The 17,668-nt window shown below is 72.7% G+C and carries 9 protein-coding genes; 6 read left to right on the forward strand and 3 right to left on the reverse strand.

What is annotated here, in order from left to right:
- Positions 1-3: 3 nt before the first annotated feature.
- From AWQ70_RS38780 to AWQ70_RS12250, 6 genes are all read left to right on the forward strand, one after another.
- On the forward strand, positions 4-3,417 hold the full coding sequence (locus AWQ70_RS38780; protein ID WP_157530024.1) for a S41 family peptidase: 3,414 nt from the start codon (positions 4-6) through the stop codon (positions 3,415-3,417).
- Positions 3,418-3,486: 69 nt separating this feature from the next.
- Positions 3,487-3,984, forward strand: coding sequence for a PH domain-containing protein (locus AWQ70_RS12230; protein WP_218004504.1), 498 nt, complete (start codon positions 3,487-3,489; stop codon positions 3,982-3,984).
- Positions 3,981-5,966, forward strand: coding sequence for a PH domain-containing protein (locus tag AWQ70_RS12235; RefSeq protein ID WP_067174437.1), 1,986 nt, complete (start codon positions 3,981-3,983; stop codon positions 5,964-5,966). Before AWQ70_RS12230 ends, AWQ70_RS12235 begins: the two co-directional genes overlap by 4 nt.
- Before the next feature lie 16 nt (positions 5,967-5,982).
- The gene (gene speB, locus AWQ70_RS12240) at positions 5,983-7,008 is read left to right on the forward strand and encodes an agmatinase (RefSeq protein WP_067174440.1); all 1,026 of its coding nucleotides are present in this window, start codon (positions 5,983-5,985) and stop codon (positions 7,006-7,008) included.
- A 296-nt stretch (positions 7,009-7,304) separates the two neighbouring features.
- On the forward strand, positions 7,305-8,168 hold the full coding sequence (locus tag AWQ70_RS12245; protein ID WP_218004505.1) for a D-alanyl-D-alanine carboxypeptidase family protein: 864 nt from the start codon (positions 7,305-7,307) through the stop codon (positions 8,166-8,168).
- A 106-nt stretch (positions 8,169-8,274) separates the two neighbouring features.
- Positions 8,275-9,354: a DUF2293 domain-containing protein gene (locus AWQ70_RS12250; RefSeq protein WP_245646923.1), complete on the forward strand. Its 1,080-nt coding sequence runs from the start codon at positions 8,275-8,277 to the stop codon at positions 9,352-9,354.
- A 21-nt stretch (positions 9,355-9,375) separates the two neighbouring features.
- On the opposite strand, the gene AWQ70_RS12255 is transcribed toward AWQ70_RS12250, so the two are convergent.
- From AWQ70_RS12255 to AWQ70_RS12265, 3 genes are read right to left on the reverse strand one after another with little or no spacing between them, the layout of a single operon-like run.
- Positions 9,376-14,640, reverse strand: a complete 5,265-nt coding sequence (locus AWQ70_RS12255) for a DNA repair ATPase (protein WP_245646924.1) — start codon at positions 14,638-14,640, stop codon at positions 9,376-9,378.
- Between the two features lie 37 nt (positions 14,641-14,677).
- Entirely contained in the window at positions 14,678-16,870 is a 2,193-nt protein-coding gene (locus AWQ70_RS12260) for a flotillin family protein (protein ID WP_084516905.1), read from the reverse strand.
- A gap of 13 nt (positions 16,871-16,883) precedes the next feature.
- Positions 16,884-17,444: a hypothetical protein gene (locus AWQ70_RS12265; protein ID WP_067174442.1), complete on the reverse strand. Its 561-nt coding sequence runs from the start codon at positions 17,442-17,444 to the stop codon at positions 16,884-16,886.
- Positions 17,445-17,668: the final 224 nt, after the last annotated feature.

Raw genomic sequence — 17,668 nt, forward strand, 5'->3', positions numbered from 1 at the left:
GGCATGTCTGGATATTTCCGCTTTCCCACAGTCTTTCGCGACGTGATCGTCTTCGCCTGCGAGGACGATCTGTGGATGGTGCACGCGGACGGCGGCCGCGCCTTCCGGCTCACCGCCGGCGTGGCGGAGGCGGCGTACCCCCGCTTCTCCCCCGACGGGACCAGGGTCGCCTTCGTCGGACGCGAGGAGGGGCCGGAGGAGGTCTACGTCATGCCCGCGGCCGGCGGGGCGACCCGCCGGATCACCTTCCACGGCGCCAGCTCCGTCGTGACCGGTTGGGACCCCGCGGGCGCCGTCGTCTACGCGAGCGACGAGTGCCAGCCGTTCGACGGCTATCGGTGGCTGCACCGGGTCCACCCCGGCGACGTCCCCGAGCGCCTGCCGTACGGCCCGGCCGGAACGATCTCGTACGGGACTCCCGTGCCGGGCCAGGGGCGGTACGGCATGGTGCTGGGGCGCAACACGGCCGATCCCGCGCGCTGGAAGCGGTACCGGGGCGGCACGGTCGGGGACCTGTGGGTCGATCCGACCGGGCGGGGGGCGTTCCAGCGGCTCATCCTGCTTCCGGGGAACCTCGCCTCCCCGTGCTGGGTCGGCGACCGGATCTACTTCCTGTCCGACCACGAGGGGATCGGCAACGTCTACTCCTGCACGCCGCGGGGCGAGGACCTGCGACGGCACACCGACCACGGCGACTACTACGCGCGCAACCTGTCCTCGGACGGTCACCGCCTCGTCTATCACGCCCACGGCGCCGTCTATCTGCTCGATCCGGCGGACGGCGAGGCCCGGCAGGTCGAGGTGCAGCTCGGCAGCTCGCGCACCCAGCGCAACCGCAGGTTCGTCCCGGCGGCGGAGTACCTGGACACCGCCACGCTCAGCCCGGACGGCAGCGGGCTCGCGATCACCTCGCGCGGCAAGGCGTTCTCCTTCGCCGACTGGGAAGGGCCGGTACGCCGCCACGGCGAGCAGGACGGCGTCCGCTACCGCTTCCTGACCTGGCTGAACGACAACCGGCGGCTGATCGCGGCGGCGAGCGACGACGGCGACCGCGAGGTGCTGGTCATCCTGACGGCGGACGGCGAGACGGAGCCGGTCCGGCTCGACTCCGCCGACACCGGCCGGATCAGCGAGCTGGTCGTGTGCCCCGCGGGTGACCGGGTGGCGATCACCAACCACCGCAACGAGTTGCTCGTCGTCGATCTCACCCCCCTCACGACCGGGCCCGCCGAGGCCGGGTCCGCCGAGGGGGCCGAGGAAGTCGAGGGGACCGAGGGGACCGAGGGGACCGGAACCGCGCCCGCCGACGCCGAAGCGAAAGCCGCCGAACCCGCCGAGCCCGGGACCGCCGAGGCGGGGCCCACCGAGTCCGCCGGGGCTGAGACCGGGGCCGCCGAGGGGACCGGGAATGTCGGGTCCGGGGCGGCCGAGGGTGGCGGGCCCGGCGAGCCGGCGGTACGCGTCATCGAGGTGGAGGCGAGCCTGTTCGGAGCGATCGACGATCCGGAGTGGTCGCCCGACGGGTCGTGGCTGGCCTACGCCTGCCCGATCTCCCCCCAGGCGACGGCGATCAAGCTGTTCCACGTCGAGACCGGCGGGACGTTCATGGCGACGCTGCCGCTGCTGGTGGACCACCGGCCGTCGTTCGACCCGGGAGGGCGCTACCTCTACTTCATCGGGCAGCGGGCGTTCAGCCCCGTCTACGACGAGCTCCAGTTCGATCTCGGCTTCCCCCTGGGCACCCGCCCGTACGCGATCGCGCTCCGGTCGGACGTGCGGTCGCCCTTCGTGCCCGAGCCCCGCCCGCTCTCCGACACACCGGCGGAAACGGGCGGCGGGTCCGAGGAGGCCCGGACGCCCCTGGTCATCGAGACCGCGGGACTCACCGACCGGATCATCGCCTTCCCCGTGCCGGAAGGCCGGTACGGCCGGATCGCGGGGCTGGACGGCAAGGTCGTCTACACGACGTTCCCCATGCTCGGCGGGCCCGCCACCCTGCGCTGCTACGACTTCGCCAAGCAGAAGGCGGAGGTCCTCGTGACCGGGCTGACCGACTTCCGGCTCGGCCGCGACCGGAGCACGCTGCTCTACCGGGCGGGCGACCGGCTGCGGGTCCTCAAGGCGGGCGAGGAGCCTCCGGACGACGACACGCCGAGCCGTACGAGCGGGTGGATCGACCTGAACCGGGTCAAGGTCTCGGTGGCGCCGGACGCGGAGTGGCGGCAGATGTTCCGCGAGGCGTGGCGGTTGCAACGGGAGCACTTCTGGGACGAGGACATGACCGGGATCGACTGGGAGGCGGTGTATGACCGCTATCTCCCGCTGGTCGATCGGGTGACCACGCGGGGCGAGTTCTCCGACCTGCTGTGGGAGCTGCTCGGCGAGCTGGGCACCTCGCACGCGTACGAGACGGGCGGGGAGTACCGCGAGCGGCCGCACTACTGGCAGGGGAAGCTCGGCGTCGACTGGTCCTACCGCGACGGCCGCTACGTCATCGCGCGGATCGTCTCCGGCGACCGCTGGGACCCCGGCGCGACCTCACCGCTCAACCGCGCGGGAGTCGACGTACGGCCCGGCGACGCCGTCATCGCGATCAACGGGCAGCCGCTCGGCGTGCACACCACTCCGAACCAGCTCCTGGTCAACCTCGCCGACGAGGAGGTTGAGCTGACCGTCGAACGCGACGGCGCGACCCGGACCGTGATCGTGCGGGCGCTCGCGGACGAGATGCCGGGACGGTATCGCGACTGGGTGTCCGCCAACCGGCTCCTGGTCCACGAGCGCACCGGGGGCAGGATCGGCTATCTACACATCCCGGACATGGGACCGCACGGCTTCGCCGAGTTCCACCGCGGATATCTCGCCGAGTACGACCGCGAAGGACTGATCGTCGATGTCCGCTTCAACGGCGGGGGCAACGTCTCCGCCCTGCTGCTGGAGAAGCTCTCGCGCCGCCGCCTCGGGTACGACTTCCCGCGCTGGGGCGTGCCCGAGCCGTACCCGCCGGAGTCGCCGCGCGGGCCGCTGGTCGCGGTGACGAACGAGTGGGCCGGGTCGGACGGGGACATCTTCTGCCACACCTTCAAGCTGCTCAAGCTCGGCACCCTGGTGGGCAAGCGCACCTGGGGCGGGGTCGTCGGCATCTGGCCCCGGCACCACCTGGCCGACGGCACGGTCACCACGCAGCCCGAGTTCTCGTTCGCGTTCGACGACGTCGGCTGGCGGATCGAGAACTACGGCACCGATCCGGACATCGAGGTGGACATCACGCCGCAGGAGTACGCGCTGGGGGTGGACAGCCAACTGGAGGTGGCCATCGACGTGGCGCTCGAACGCCTCGCCATGTCGCCGCCGCACACGGCGAACCCCGCGGACCGCCCCCGCCCGGTCACGCCGACGCTGCCGCCTCGAACATGACATTTGTCCTGAAGAAGCGAGGATCGGGGGCGGGCGTGCGCCGTTGGGTGGTCTGGCAGAGTAATTGATGTGCAAACCACCCCCACCCTCCGCCCGCCGCTGCACCGCGTGAGCCGTACCGCGATCTGGTACTGGACCGTGCGGGCGGCCCTCGGCTGGCTGGTCGTCGCCGCGGCGCAGGTCGTCTGGATGGTGGCGGCCGGAGGCGACCATGCCGTCCTCCGCGTCACGGCGCTCGCCGGCACCGCCGTACTGGCCGCGGCGCATCTGATCGTCATGCCGCGGTGGCGATACCGCGTGCACCGGTGGGAGACCACGCCGGAGGCCGTGTACACGTTGTCGGGGTGGTTCAAGCAGGAGTGGCGCATCGCGCCGGTCTCGCGCATCCAGACCGTGGACAGCGAGCGCGGCCCGCTGGAGCAGCTCTTCAAGCTGGCCAACGTCACCGTGACCACCGCCTCGGCGGCCGGGCCCATCAAGATCGGCGGCCTGGACCGCGAGACAGCGGACCGGATCGTGCACGAGCTGACCGCGAGCGCGCAGGCGACAGCCGGTGACGCCACATGAGCGACGCCTCCATGCCCGGCGGCGTCCCTTCGGGCTCCACGCCCGCCGAACGCACGGGCGGCGCCGCCCCCGGCGCCGCTGCCGAGGGCGCCACTGGCGAGGGCGTCATCGAGAGCGGCCTCACGCCGGACGGCGGCATTCCCGGCGCCGGCGCTTCGGGAGGCGTCGCCCCCGGTGAGGTGTGGCGGCGGCTCAGCCCGCGGATGTTGATCGTTCACCCGTTCCAGGTGGCGGTGCGCGCGGTGCCCGCGCTGCTCGGACTGTTCGTGGCCGGGTCGAGCAAGGGCGTCCCCGGCCACCTGTGGAGCCTCGGCGGCCTGGTACTGATGGTCGTGATCGGCGTGCTCCATTGGTTCACCACCACGTTCCGGATCACCGACGAGCACGTCCAGGTGCGCAAGGGCCTGTTCCGCAGGCAGGTGGTCACGGTCCCCCGTGACCGGGTGCGCACCGTCGACGTCACCTCGCACATCCTCCACCGCGTTCTCGGACTCGCCCGGGTCGAGATCGGCACCGGCCGCTCCGACCAGAAGGGCGGCGGAGCGGTGAAGCTCGACGCGCTCGGCAGCGCGGAGGCCGCCCACCTGCGCGAGGAGTTGCTGCACCGCCAGCTCGCCCCCACGGCGGCGGGCGGCCCGCTCACCGCCGCACCGGGCCCGGCGGCCCCGGCGGTCGCCGCGGGAGTCGGCCCGGGACCCGCCCCCGAGGCCGTCGCCGACCCCGTTGTGAGCCCTGCGCGGGACACCGCCCTCGGAACCGCCGCCGGAACCGCCGCAGGCCCCGCCCTCGGAACCGCCGCGGGCCCCGCCGTCGGAACCGTCCCGCCGGCCGGGGCCGCCTTCCCGAAGGAGGAGGAGACCGAGCTGGCCCGGCTCCGGCCGCGGTGGATCGGGTACGCCCCGTTCACGCTGTCGGGCATCGTCGCGGTCGGCGTCGTCGCCGGATTCCTGTCGCGGCTCGCCAACGAGGGCGGCGTGGACCTCATGCGGCTCGGCGCGCTCCGCGACGGCTGGGAGTGGTTCACCGGCATCCCCGTATGGACGGCCGCCGCCGGGGCCGTCATCGCCTTCGTCGTCTTCGTGGCCGTCGCGTCCACGTTGGGGTACGTGTTGTCGTTCTGGGGCTTCCGGCTGACCCGCCACTCCGGGGGCACCCTGCACGTCACCCGGGGTCTCGTCACCACCCGGGCGACCACCATCGAGGAGCGGCGGCTGCGCGGCGTCGAGGTCAGCGAGCCGCTGCTGCTGCGTGCCGTACGCGGGGCCCGGCTGATCGCGGTGACCACCGGCCTGCGGGTCGGGCGCGGCGCGCAACGGGGAGGTTCTCTGCTCCTGCCGCCCGCGCCCGTCGCCGAGGTCGAGCGGCTCGCCGAGCGGATCCTCACCCCCGATGCCGCCGGGCGGGTCCCCGTCCCGGGACCCGCCGGGCAGGCCGCCGCGCCGGACGAGGCGTCGCCCGTCACCGGTCCGCTCGTCCCGCACGGGCCCGCCGCGCTGCGCCGGCGCTTCACCCGCGCCCTCGGCGCGAACGCCCTGGTCGTGGCGGCACTCCTGGCGTTGTCGGAATGGGCCGGCACGCCCGCCTGGACGTGGATCGCGGCCCTGGCGTTCCTCCCGTTCGCGGCGCTGCTCGCCGCCGACCGCTACCGGAGCCTGGGGCACACGATGACCCGGGAGTACCTGGTCACCCGCTGGGGGTCGCTCGCACGCAGGCGGGTCGCCCTGGAACGGGACGGGATCATCGGCTGGAACGTCACCCGGTCGTTCTTCCAGCGCCGGGCGGGACTCGCCACGCTCACGGCGACCACGGCGGCCGGCAGACAGGGCTACCGTGTGTCGGACGTGGCGATGAGCGAGGCGGTCGGCATCGCGGCGGCCGGCATCCCCGGCCTGCTCGACCCGTTCCTCGTCGCCCACGAGACCGCCCCCCAGACCGCCCACGAGCCGACACCCGTGTCACCCCCCGAACGGCCCGCCCCCTGACCTGGAGTGATCCCCCGTGACCCGTTACGGCCAGATGTTCGGCCCCGACATCACCTTCCTCGGAGTCGACCGCTGCGACCTGGACGACCCCGGAACGTACGCCGACGCCGACGTGGTCATCCTGGGCGCCCCCTTCGACGGCGGCACCTCCCACCGCCCCGGAGCCCGCTTCGGCCCCAACGCCATCCGGCAGACCTGCTACCTCGCCCACGACGGCACCCGGCCCAGCCTCGCCATGCGCGTCGACGCCCTGCGCGACATCCGCGTCCTGGACGCGGGCGACGTCGAGACGTACTCCGGCGACGTCGAGGGCAGCCTGCGCGCCATCGAGGACGCGGTGGCCCGCATCTCGGCGTCCGGCGCGATCCCGATCGTCCTCGGCGGCGACCACACCATCGCCCTCCCGGACGCCACCGGCGTGGCGCGCCACCACGGCTTCGGCCGGGTCTCCATGATCCACTTCGACGCGCACGCCGACACCGGCCACATCGAGTTCGGCCACCTGCACGGCCACGGCCAGCCCATGCGGCGGCTGATCGAGTCCGGCGCGATCCGCGGCGACCGGTTCCTGCAGATCGGCCTGCGCGGCTACTGGCCCGGCCCCGACATCCTGGACTGGATGGCCGACCAGCGGATGCGCTCGTACGAGATGACCGAGATCGTCCACCGCGGTCTCGACACCTGCCTCACCGAGGCGTACGGGATCGCGCTCGACGACTGCGACGGCGTCTACCTGTCGGTGGACGTGGACGTGTGCGACCCCGGCCACGCCCCCGGCACCGGCACCCCGGAGCCCGGCGGCCTGACCGCCCGGCAACTCCTCGACGCGGTGCGTCGCACCTGCTACGAGCTGCCCGTCGTCGGCGTGGAGATCGTCGAGGTGGCCCCGCCGTACGACCACGCGGACATCACGGCCTACCTCGGCAACCGGGTGGTCCTCGAAGCGTTGTCCGCGATCGCCCGCCGGCGCAAGGACGCCGCCGACGGCACCCGATGGGACCCGTCCCGGCCCCTGCTCGACGGCCGCCGCCCGCGGCGATGACGCGGCCGGCCTCCCGCCGCGCCCCGGCGAGCCTTCCCGGCCCCGGGGGCGGCCCCTTCACGCGCTTCGCACGGGTCGCGGTCTCCCTGGCCGTCCCGCTGGCCGCCGTGCAGTTCGGCGCGGGCTGCGCCGCGGCCGAGCCCCCGTCGTCACCCCGTACGGCGTCATCCCGCTCAACGTCATCCCCTGGAGAGGCCACGGACGCCGGGAAGGCGGCGAGCTCCGCCGGCCGGTCCGCCCCGGCTCCCTCCCCGACCCGCTCCGCGGCCCCGCCCCCGGTGCGGGTGCCGTCCGGCGTGACGGCGGGCTACGTGGTCTTCGACCGGCAGGCGGGCAAGGTGATCGCGAATCGCCGCGTCCACCACCGGTTCAGGTCCGCGTCGGTCGTGAAGATCCTCATCGCGATCGACTACCTGGAACGGCGGAAGGGCGCGGTCCCGGCCCGCGACGCCTCGCTGCTCGCGTCCATGCTGCGCGGCAGCGACGACGACGCGGCGACCGCGCTGTGGCGGCTCGGCGGGCAGGGCGACATCGTCCGGCGCATGGCCGGGAAGATCGGCCTGACCGACACCGCCCCGCCACCCGCCGCCAAACCGGGCTTCTGGGGATACACGGCGATCAGCGCGATCGACATCGCGCGTGTCTACCGCTATCTGCTCGACAAGGCCGCGCCCCGCGTACGCGACGGCGTGATGGGTCACCTGCGCCAGGCGCGGCAGTGCGCGACGGACGGTTTCGACCAGTATTTCGGCATCCCACGCGGCGTTCCCCGTCCGTGGGCGGTCAAGCAGGGCTGGTCCGGGTACGGCTCCGTGCCGCCGGTCAAGTGTGTACCCGCCGCGGGCGCCTCGACCGGCCGCGCCGCCGCCCCCTCGGCGGCCACGGCCCCGGTGAGGTGGACCTCGATGGGCGCGACCTCGGCGGCCGCCGCCTTCACGGCCACCACGACCGGCACGGCGACCGCCCGGCGCGGCAACCCGGTGGACTTCGGCCGTCCGGTGCTGCACACCACCGGCGTGATCGGCGACCGGTTCATCATGGTGGTGCTGACGACCCAGCCGGCCGGCGCGTCCTACGGCTCGTCGTCCACCCGGCTGACCGCCCTCGCCCGGGACCTCTACCGCTCCGCGATCAGGCCGCTGTCGAAGCAGCCGTCATGACCCAGGCCCATGCCGTGCGTCATGGCCGCGGAGGGCGCAGGCGCGGCCCCATCCCGCCGAGCCGGAGGCCGTGCCGTACGGCCCGGGGATGGGGCACCCTTGTGCGGTGGGAAACGACGGGACGGCGGGGAACGACGGCGTGACGGGGAGCAGGCTGGCCGGGCGGGTGGCCCGCGCCGCGCACGAGGCGCTGACCCTGCGGGGGCATGTGACGGCGATCGACGTGATCACGGGGCTGCGCTGGTCGTACGTGAGGAACGTCGACACCTGGCGGCAGGGACGCGCCGACAGCCTCGAACGGGTGACGGCGGTGGACGCGGCCAAGATGGCCGACGCCGTGGCGATCCTCCGGGAGTGGGCGCTGGCGCGCGGGCTGGTCCCCGGCGAGTCCGCGTACGTGTCGGGTGGCCGGGACCGGCGCCCGCTTCGCTTCACCGTCGACGGCGACGAGGAGCTGGAGCGGGCGTTCCGGGTCCACTGGTTCTCGCCCGAGCTGAGCCAGGCCAGGCGCGAACGGCTCGCCGAGCGCGAGACCCGGCCGCCGGACCTGACGGTCGTCGTGCCCCTCGAACCGTGGACCTGCGCCGGCTGCGGCGACACCGGACCGCACCACATCATGGAGGACGACCGGCCACACTGCCTGACCTGCGCGGACATGGACCATCTCGTCTTCCTGCCGGCCGGGAACGCGGCGCTGAGCCGCCGGGCCAAGAAGGAGAGCGTGCTCTCGGCGGTGGTCGTCCGGTACAACCGCCGCAGGAAGCGGTTCGAGCGGCAGGGCATCCTCGTGGAGGACGAGGCGCTGGCCCGCGCCGAGGAGCAGTGCCTGGCCGACGAGGAGGTACGGCTCCGCCGCCGCGAGCGGGACCGGGTGCGGCGCGAGGCGGGAGACGTGGAGTTCCAGGCCGAGCTGGCCGGTGAGATCCGGCGGTTGTTCCCCGGCTGCCCGCCCGAGCGGGCGGAGGCGATCGCCCTGCACGCGGGGCTGCGCGGCAGCGGGCGGGTGGGCCGGACCGCCGCCGCGCGGGTGCTCGACGAGCGGGCCGTCACCCTGGCCGTCGTCGCCTCCGTACGTCACCTGGACACCGACTACGACCGGCTGCTGATGGCCGGCGTGCCCCGGCAGGATGCGCGGGACCGGATCCGCGACCGCATCGACCAGGTGCTCACCGCCTGGCGCGCCTGAGACCCCGTACGCGCGGCGGCCTCACGGGCGGGTCGTCGTGCGTTCGATGGCCCGCTCGACGCCCCCCACGCGGTCGGCGAGGAGCCCGATGGCCCCCACGGCGCGGACCATCGGATCGTCCTCCGCGCCGCCGAGGGCCCGGGCGCGGAGATATCCGGCCTTGACCTCGGCCCAGCGCCGTCGCTGCTCGTCGGTCATCCGGCCGCGCAGCTCCGCCAGCTTGAGGAGGTTCGCCTCGGCCTCGGACGTCAACGTCTGCGCCTCGCCCGCGTAGTGGTCGTCGATCAACGCCTCGACCTCGGCGTCGTTCATGACGGGGACGATCCGTTCCGCGAGCTTGTTCATGTTCCGGTACGACCCCTGCAGCCGGAAGGGCGGTTCGGTGCGTGAGGCGTCCGCCTGGGCCGCCGACGCGATGTACGCCTGGTTGGCGGCGAGCACCACCCGCTGGATCCGCGTCAGCTTCCGCAGGACCGCGGTGATCTGGTCCAGCTCGACCTTCTGGTACGGGTGGGCGAGCCGGTCGGCGCGCACGTCCGCGTCGCCGCGCGCCAGCCGTACGAGAAGCTCGACGTCCGCCGGGTCGCGCGTGGACAGCGGCGCGAGGACGGGGTTGGAGGTGAGCGCGTTCTCGATGTAGCTCAGCGCGAACAGGTCCTCCCGGCCGGAGAGCACGTCGCCCAGGTTCCAGACGTCGGCCCGGTTCGCCAGCATGTCGGGGACGCGGAACCGCTGCCCCGACTCCGTGTACGGGTTGCCGGCCATGCAGACCGCGAAGCGCTTGCCGCGCAGGTCGTAGGTCCGGGTGCCGCCGTTCCACACGCCCTCCATGCGGCGCTGCGCGTCGCAGAGCGAGATGAACTTCTGCAGCAGCTCCGGTGAGGTGTGCTGGATGTCGTCGAGATAGAGCAGCACGTTGTTCCCGCATTCCAGCGCGAACGACACCTTCTCGACCTCCTGCCGCGCGGTGGCGTTCGGCGCGTCGGCCGGGTCGAGCGAGGTGACGGCGTGCCCCAGCGCCGGTCCGTTGATCTTGACGAACATCAGGCCGAGCCTGCTCGCGACGTACTCCATCAGCGTGGTCTTGCCGTACCCGGGCGGCGAGATGAGCAGCAGCAGGCCCATCTGGTCGGTGCGCCTCCCCTCCCCCGCCGCGCCGAGCTGCTTGGCGAGGTTGTCGCCGACCAGCGGCAGGTAGACCTGGTCGAGGAGCCGGTTGCGCACGAACGCGCTCATCACCTTGGGCCGGTACTCGTCCAGCCGCAGCCGGGCCCGCTCCCGGTCGAGCAGCTCGCCGCGCTGCTTCTGGTACGCCCGGTAGGCGGGCACCCGCTCGGTCCGGAACCGCCGGGTCCGCGCCAGGACCTCGTCCAGGCGCAGCGTGAGGGTCCGTCCGTTCAGGCGGGGATGCGCCCCGAGGAGCCCCTCCACGGTGACCGTGAGCGACACCGACGACTCACGTCGCGGCAGGTCGCAGAGCAGGACGGCGACGGCCTCGGCCAGATCTCCGGCCCCCGCGTCCTCCGGCGTTCCGGCCCGCGCCCCTTCATCGCGTACGACGCCCGACCCGGCGCCGGGAGGGCACGAGAGGTCGGGAGAGGTGCGCAGGAACGCCGTCAACCACGCCGTGGCGAGCTGGTGCGCGGCGGCCAGATCGTCGCCGAGGGCACGGATCTCGTCGTCGAACTCCCCGGCCGACGTGCCGAGCGCCGCGCGGAACCGCTCGACGAGACGCCGGGCGAGCGGACCCGTCGTGAAACGCACCGCGCCGCTCCCGTCGTCGGTCCCGGCGGCGGCGAGCTCGTCGAACAGGTAGTCCCCCGCCGGATCGGCGTCCTCCGGCCGCAGGCCCCGGTCGCGCAGGAACCCGGCCGCCGCCGACGCCAGTTCCGCCCGCAGCTCCTCTATCGCCCCGCCGACCCCGTCGTCGCGCCCGGCCGCCCCCTCGCCGCCGGTCTCGCCTCCCTCGGTCACCCCGGCGGCGTCCCCGCCGGCTCCGTGCCCGAACAGGGAACGCGCCCTGGCCAGGGACCTGGCCCTGGTGGTCCACGCCTCGCGCCGGGCCTCGTCCGTGCCGAAGCTCCAGAAGAGCTGGGCGACGGCCCGCGCGGACGGCGGGAAGCGCAGCAACCCCGCGGACGCGTGCACCGGGAGCAGCGCGCCGAGGATCGCGGCCGCGTCGTGGTCGTGGACGCCGCGCTCGTACCCCTCGTCGTACCGTGTCTCGGCCACGCGGCGTACGACCTCCGGCAGCCGGCCCTCGGCGAGGGCGGCACGCAGCGCGTCGAGCGTCATCGCGCCGCCGGGGGCCGACTCCGCGAGGTCGAGGATCGACGCGGCCAGATGCTCGGCGCGGTACACCTCGGGAGACTCGGAGACGAGCACCTGATCCCAGAACGCCCTGGTGCGATGGAACACCTCGTCGTCCACCGGCGACCGGTAGTCGGTCCCCGTGATCGCGTACGCCATCCGCCCGTCCACCGGGACCAGCGTGAGATCGACCGGCTGGGTGTTGACCGAGAACCGGTGGCGGCCGAACCGGATGGTCTCGCCGCCGTCGGCGTACAGGTCGAGCCGGTCGCGCAGCGCCCGCCCCGCGTCGAGGCGGGCGGCCTTGACCCGCCCGTCGAGCTCGTCGGCGCGCACCTGGTCCCCGAGGGACCGCAGCTCGTCCGCGACCGCGCGCAGCCGGGCCACCATCGGGTCGGAGGCGAAATAGGTGTTCACCTCGTCGATCGAGCCGAGGGTGCCCGCCCGCCTGCGTACGCTCTCCAGAACGCGGCCGGCGGAGGCGACCAGCCGTTCCGCTCGGCGCGCACGGGCGTCCAGCAACGTCTGCCGCCGCGAGGAGAACGCCTCGTAGACGTCCGCGCGCCTGGCCTCCAGCCGGGCCGTGAAGTCGTCGAAGTCCCCGAACCGGGACTCCAGGTCCTCCAGCCGGAGCAGCAGCCGTCCCATCTGCTCGTCGCAGCTCTCCGGCGTGTCGGCCAGCGCGAGTGCGGCGGTGACGGCCTGGCCCAGCAGGGCGAACTCGGCGGCGAACTCGGCTCTCCCCTCGCCCGCCAGCAGCTCGCGCCGCCGCGCGGCAAGCGTCGCCCGCGCCTGGTTGACGCCGGCGAGCACCTCGGCGACACGTTCCAGGATGCCGGTGCGCACGGTCGCGTCCGCGATGTCCAGCCCGCCCACGACCTCGGTGAGGACCTCCAGGCCCTCGGTCTGCCCGGCGAGGCGCTCCGCGACGGGCCCCGACTCCGCCACGGTGCCGATCGCCTGCGCCTCGGCCGCGAGCCGGTCCACCTCGGCGTGATATCCGGTGAACGCGTCGGCCCCCCGGAGGAACTCGACCGCCCTCCGCGCGGCCTCGCCGATCTCGGCTTCGAAATCGCCCGCGAGCGTGTCCAGCCGCCCGGCGTCGACGTAGCGGACCTCGCGCAGCGTCGCGAGCCGGCCCTGGGCGCGGCGCAGCTCGGCCAGCCGCGCCACCCATTCGCCCGCCGACCCCGGCGCCTCTCCGCGCACCTGCCGTACGAGAAGGGCGACGTGCTCGGCGGCCTCGTCCAGGGCGGCCGTCGCCTGCGCGGTGAGCGTCTCGACCCGCTCGAACTCGTCGAGCACCTGCTCGGCGGTCGCGCGGACCGCTCCGACGGCGGAGCGCAGGTCGTGCTCGTCCAGCCAGTGGTACTGGTCGATGATCCGTACGCACGCCGCGATGAGCCCCTCGAACACCGGCGCGGACGGCTCCATCGCGTCGGCCATCCGGACGACGGAGAGGCAGTCGGAGATCCCGCGCACCAGGTCGGCGTTGCCGATCCGCTCCAGCGGCCCCGTGCCCACCGGCCGGGCCGCGTCGAACACGTCCGACACGTACGGCGTCTGCCAGATCTGCATCGGATGGACCCGGGTCGGCTCCTCGCGGACGACCCTGCCCTGCTCGCCCACGACCGGCGCGGGCATCCGGAAGCACACGAGCGTGCCGTCCTCGAAGAGCGAGTACCCGTGACACGTGATCGGGTTGCTCACCTCCTTGCGGATCACGTTGTACGGCAGCAGCAGCGACCGGCCCTCGGCCCGCGCGTGGAACACGTACAGCACGTCCTCGCCGTTGGGCGAGCGGATGACCCGCTCGAACTCCAGGTCGGTGACGTCGAGGTCGAAGGTCTTCACGACTCCGGTGGTGAGGTGGTATCCGCCGGGGAAGACGATCCCCTGGTCCTCGGGGAGCCGCTGGCAGGCCTGCCCGATGCCGTCGAGGCGTTCGACCTTCCTGGTCCTGGTGTTGAACACCAGGTGGCGCCACTCCTTCTCGTTGTACGGCCGCACGCGCAGCAGGATCAGCGGCCCGACCCTGGCGTAGTGGACGTCGGCGTCGGCCAGGCTCTGCAGCGGTTCCGCGACCGGTTCCCGGTAGATGCCCTCGCCGGTCTCGGTGTTGTTCTCGATCTTGATGGTGAGGTCGCCGCCGACCGTCTCGACGAACACCTCGTCCTCGATCGAGATGTGCGGATGGCGGCCGAGGACGTGGTCGTCCCGGGTGGTCTCGATCCACTCGAAGTCGTGCGACGGCGGGAAGACGTGGTCACGTTCGCCCCGGTTGTCCAGGTAGCGGACGGTGCCGTCGGTCCCGACGCTCCACCGCAGGACCCGGATGTCCTGTGGCCCGGTCTGGAACACGGCCAGCAGCCGTCCCTCCAGCCGCCGGAGCTGCAACAGCCTGGTCTCGCTGTAGTAGCGGTACAGCTCCGCGAAGTCCCGCTCGAAGGCCGGATCGTCGAACAGGCCCGGCACCTCGTCGAACCGGAAGGCGTCCCCGTCCCGGCTGAACCGGTGGAACGAGAAGACGTCGCGTACGGTCGTCCCCGACTTCAGTCCGATGAACACGTTGTAGCCGAACAGCATGACCTCGCCGAGCGAGACGACGTCGCGCGGCACGCAGTTGTTCTCGGTGCGGACGCGGGCGGTGCCGAGCAGCCGGAAGTCCGCTCCGCCGAAGACCTCCAGCCGCCGCGCGTTCAGCTCCTCGGTCCGGCGCAGCAGCTCCCCGGCCTGCTCGGCGAGCCTGTCCCGCAGGACCTCGTACGTGCTGGAGTCCAGCTCGGGCGCTCCGTCCTCCGGCCCGGGCGCGGTCTCTCCCGATCTGTCCCCCGGGGCAGCCGAGGCCGGGGTCGCCGGGGCTCCCCGGTCCGTCGGGGTCGCGAAGCCGGTGGCCGCGGAGCTGGACGGTGCCGTGGCCGCCGGGTCGGGCGGGGTCGTGGGCGCCGGGTCGGACGGGGTCATGGGCATGGTCATGGGTGCGTCACACGTTCCTCGGTGCGGTGTCGCACGGTCAGTGCTTCGCCGAGTTCGCCGCCGCCCCGGCCTCGACGGCCGGGCCGACCTCGACCGGTGAACCGCCTTCCGCCGTCGAGCCGGCCCGCGAACCGACGGCCTCCGCGCTCACCGCCGTACTCACCGTCGTGGTCACCGCCGAGAGCGGCCGGTCCGCGACGCCGAGGTCGCGGGCGGCGCTCAGCAGGTCCTGGAGCTTGCCCGTGTCCGGGCCACCCGCCTTGATCAGCTTCAGCAGCAGGGCGGACAACGTGAGATTCCGTACGTCGGCGGTGTCCACCGAGCCGACGAGGCGCATCAGGTCCGCGGGCAGGCTCGCCGTCCCGTCCAGGTACGGCCCGGCCAGCGCCCGCGCCACCGAGGAGTTCTCGACGAAGCCGTCGACCGCCCTGCCCGCGGTGATCGAGCTCATCAATCGGTCGAAGAAGACGGTGTCGCCGCCCACGATGTCGATGTCGGCCCTCTCCAGACCGGCGGCCAGCACGGTCGCCTGCGCGTCCGCGATCTCCCGCTGGACGTCGATGTTCTTGAGGCGGATCTCCTTCTCGGCCTCCAGCCGCAACCGGTACTCCTCGTGCCCCCGGCTCGCCTCGTCGAGCGCCGCCATGGCCGCGGCCTTCTCCTTGAGACCTTCCGCCTCCGCCTTGAGCCTCTCGCCCACGGCGGCGGCAGCGGCGACGGCCTTCGCCTGCTCTCCCTCGGCCTCCGCCTTGAGCCTCTCGCCGACGGCGAGCGCCGCGGCCAGGCCCTTCTCCCGCTCCACGGCGGCCTCCGCGCGCCCGACCTTCTCGATCGCCTCGGCGTCCCGTTCGCGCACCTGGACCTCGGCGAGCCCGACGGCCGCCGCCTCGGCCCGCAACCCTTCGGCGAGGCGGATCTTGGCCTGGCTGTCCAGCTCGGCCGCCTGCTGCCGCGCCTCTGCCAGCACGAGCTCCTCCCGCGCCTTGAACGCGGCGGCCTGCTCCGCGGCCTCGGCCGCCTTGATGTCCTTGACCAGGTTCTCCTGCGCCTCGGCCTCCGCCTGGATCACCAGCGCCTGCCGTACCCGCTCGGCCTCCTCGACGACGCGCAGGCGCTTGATGCTCTCCTCCTGCTCGGCGACCGTCTTGTCCACGGCGATGCGCTCGCGGGTCACCTCGGCGATGGCACGCCGTTCGACCTCGAGCTCCTTGTCCTTGGCGATGCGCGACAGCTCGGTCTCCCGTTCGCGGGAGATCACCTCCAGCAGGCGGTCCTTCTCGATCCGCTCGCTCTCGATGGCGATGACCCGCTCGCGGTTCTTCTCCGCGACCTGGATCTCCCGCTCCCGGTTCTGGCGCTGGATGCCGAGCTGCTCCTCCGTACGGATGTTGGCCGCCTCGGACTTGAGCCGCTCCTCCGCCTGCACCCGGGCGGTCTCGGCCTCCTCCCGCGCCCGTACGGTGTCGATCTCGCGGCGCTGCTTGGCCTCGGCGTCGGCCTGCCGGCGCTCCAGTTCGAGGATGGCCTCCCGCGCGTCGACGTTCTGGCGGGTGATCTCCTTCTCCTCGTTCCGCTGGTACTCGTTGGTGCGCACGTGCTCGATCGCCGTCAGCTCGGTGATCTTCCGGATGCCCTGGGCGTCGAGGATGTTCGCCGGGTCGAGCTGCGCGAGCGGGGTCTGCTCCAGGAAGTCGATGGCCGCGTCCTCCAGGCTGTAGCCGTTGAGGTCGGTCCCGATCACCCTGATGATCTGGTCACGGAATTCGTCGCGCTTCGTGTACAGATCGACGAAGTCGAGCTGCTTTCCGACCGTCTTGAGCGCCTCGGAGAACTTGGCGTTGAACAACTCCTGCAGGGTCGCCTCGTCGCTCGCGCGTACCGTGCCGATCGCCTGCGCCACCTTGATCACGTCTTCGACCGTCTTGTTGACCCGTACGAAGAACGTGATCCGGATGTCGGCCCGGATGTTGTCGCGACAGATCAGCCCTTCATGCCCGGTACGCGTGATCTCGATGGTCTTCACGGAGATGTCCATCACCTCCGCCTTGTGAAGAACGGGCAGCACGACGGCGCCCGTGAAGGTGACGTCGACCCGCCGCATCTTGGAGACGATCAGCGCCATGCCCTGTTCGACCTTGCGATAGAGGCGGCTGACGACGACGACCGCGCCGATGACGACGAGGAGGAGAACGGCGAGAAGCACACCCGTCCCGGTGCTGATCACATCCATCGGAGATCCCCTGCTAGTGAAGGTCGTAGGGCATGACCCAGAAGAACTCGCCCTCCGGGTCGTAGTCGAAGATCAGGGCGGAGCTGCCGGCACGCAGAGCGTCGTCTCCGGTCGTACGCACCTGGACCAGAGCCGACGAGCCGTCATCGGCCGTGACCTCGGCCTGCCCGAAGTCGGGCCCGACCCGGCCGGTGCGGATCACGCACATACGGCCGACGAAATCGGCCCGGGACGGCGAAGCCACCGCGGGGAACAGGGCGCGCCCCGCCCGCGCGACCAGGCGTGCGCACAACCATCCGGCCAGCAGCGCGACCACGAGTACGGCCGACCGGGCGGGAAGCCCCTCGACCAGCACAACCCCGACCAGGCCGACGAACCAGGCGACCACGACCAGCAGCGACAACGCGACGGCGCCCGGCACTCCCCTCAGGCCGAGAGCGGCCAGGAAATCATCGGGCAGATCCATCCCGAGCCCGCCGAGCAGCACGAGCACCCAATAGACGATGACGACGACCAGCATGAAGCTGAACAGCACCGCCGGGAACTCCAGCACCGCATCGACGAACCGCGCCATTGACTCCCACCGTTTATCCCGGCCCCCTGAGACAACTAAGATTATGGCGTAAAGTCGCAATAAACGTCAGTATAAATTTAATGTGAATAACGGGCACTTTTGGGGAGTTCGCGTCGTTGTTACATAGGGTCCGCGGCTCCCCGCCCCACTCCCCCGCGCGCCCCCAGCGCCCAGGGCCCCCGTTTCCCCGCACCACCCCACTCCCCCGCGCACCCCCCAGCGCC

This window comes from Microtetraspora niveoalba (genome assembly GCF_001570405.1).
GTDB classification, from domain to species: Bacteria; Actinomycetota; Actinomycetes; order Streptosporangiales; family Streptosporangiaceae; genus Microtetraspora; species Microtetraspora niveoalba.

Coding starts and splice junctions, on each gene's coding strand:
- AWQ70_RS12260 (WP_084516905.1), bottom strand. CDS start 16,870: ATGGATGTGATCAGCACCGGGACGGGTGTGCTTCTCGCCGTTCTCCTC.
- AWQ70_RS12255 (WP_245646924.1), bottom strand. CDS start 14,640: ATGACCATGCCCATGACCCCGTCCGACCCGGCGCCCACGACCCCGCCC.
- AWQ70_RS12235 (WP_067174437.1), top strand. CDS start 3,981: ATGAGCGACGCCTCCATGCCCGGCGGCGTCCCTTCGGGCTCCACGCCC.
- AWQ70_RS12265 (WP_067174442.1), bottom strand. CDS start 17,444: ATGGCGCGGTTCGTCGATGCGGTGCTGGAGTTCCCGGCGGTGCTGTTC.
- AWQ70_RS38780 (WP_157530024.1), top strand. CDS start 4: ATGTCTGGATATTTCCGCTTTCCCACAGTCTTTCGCGACGTGATCGTC.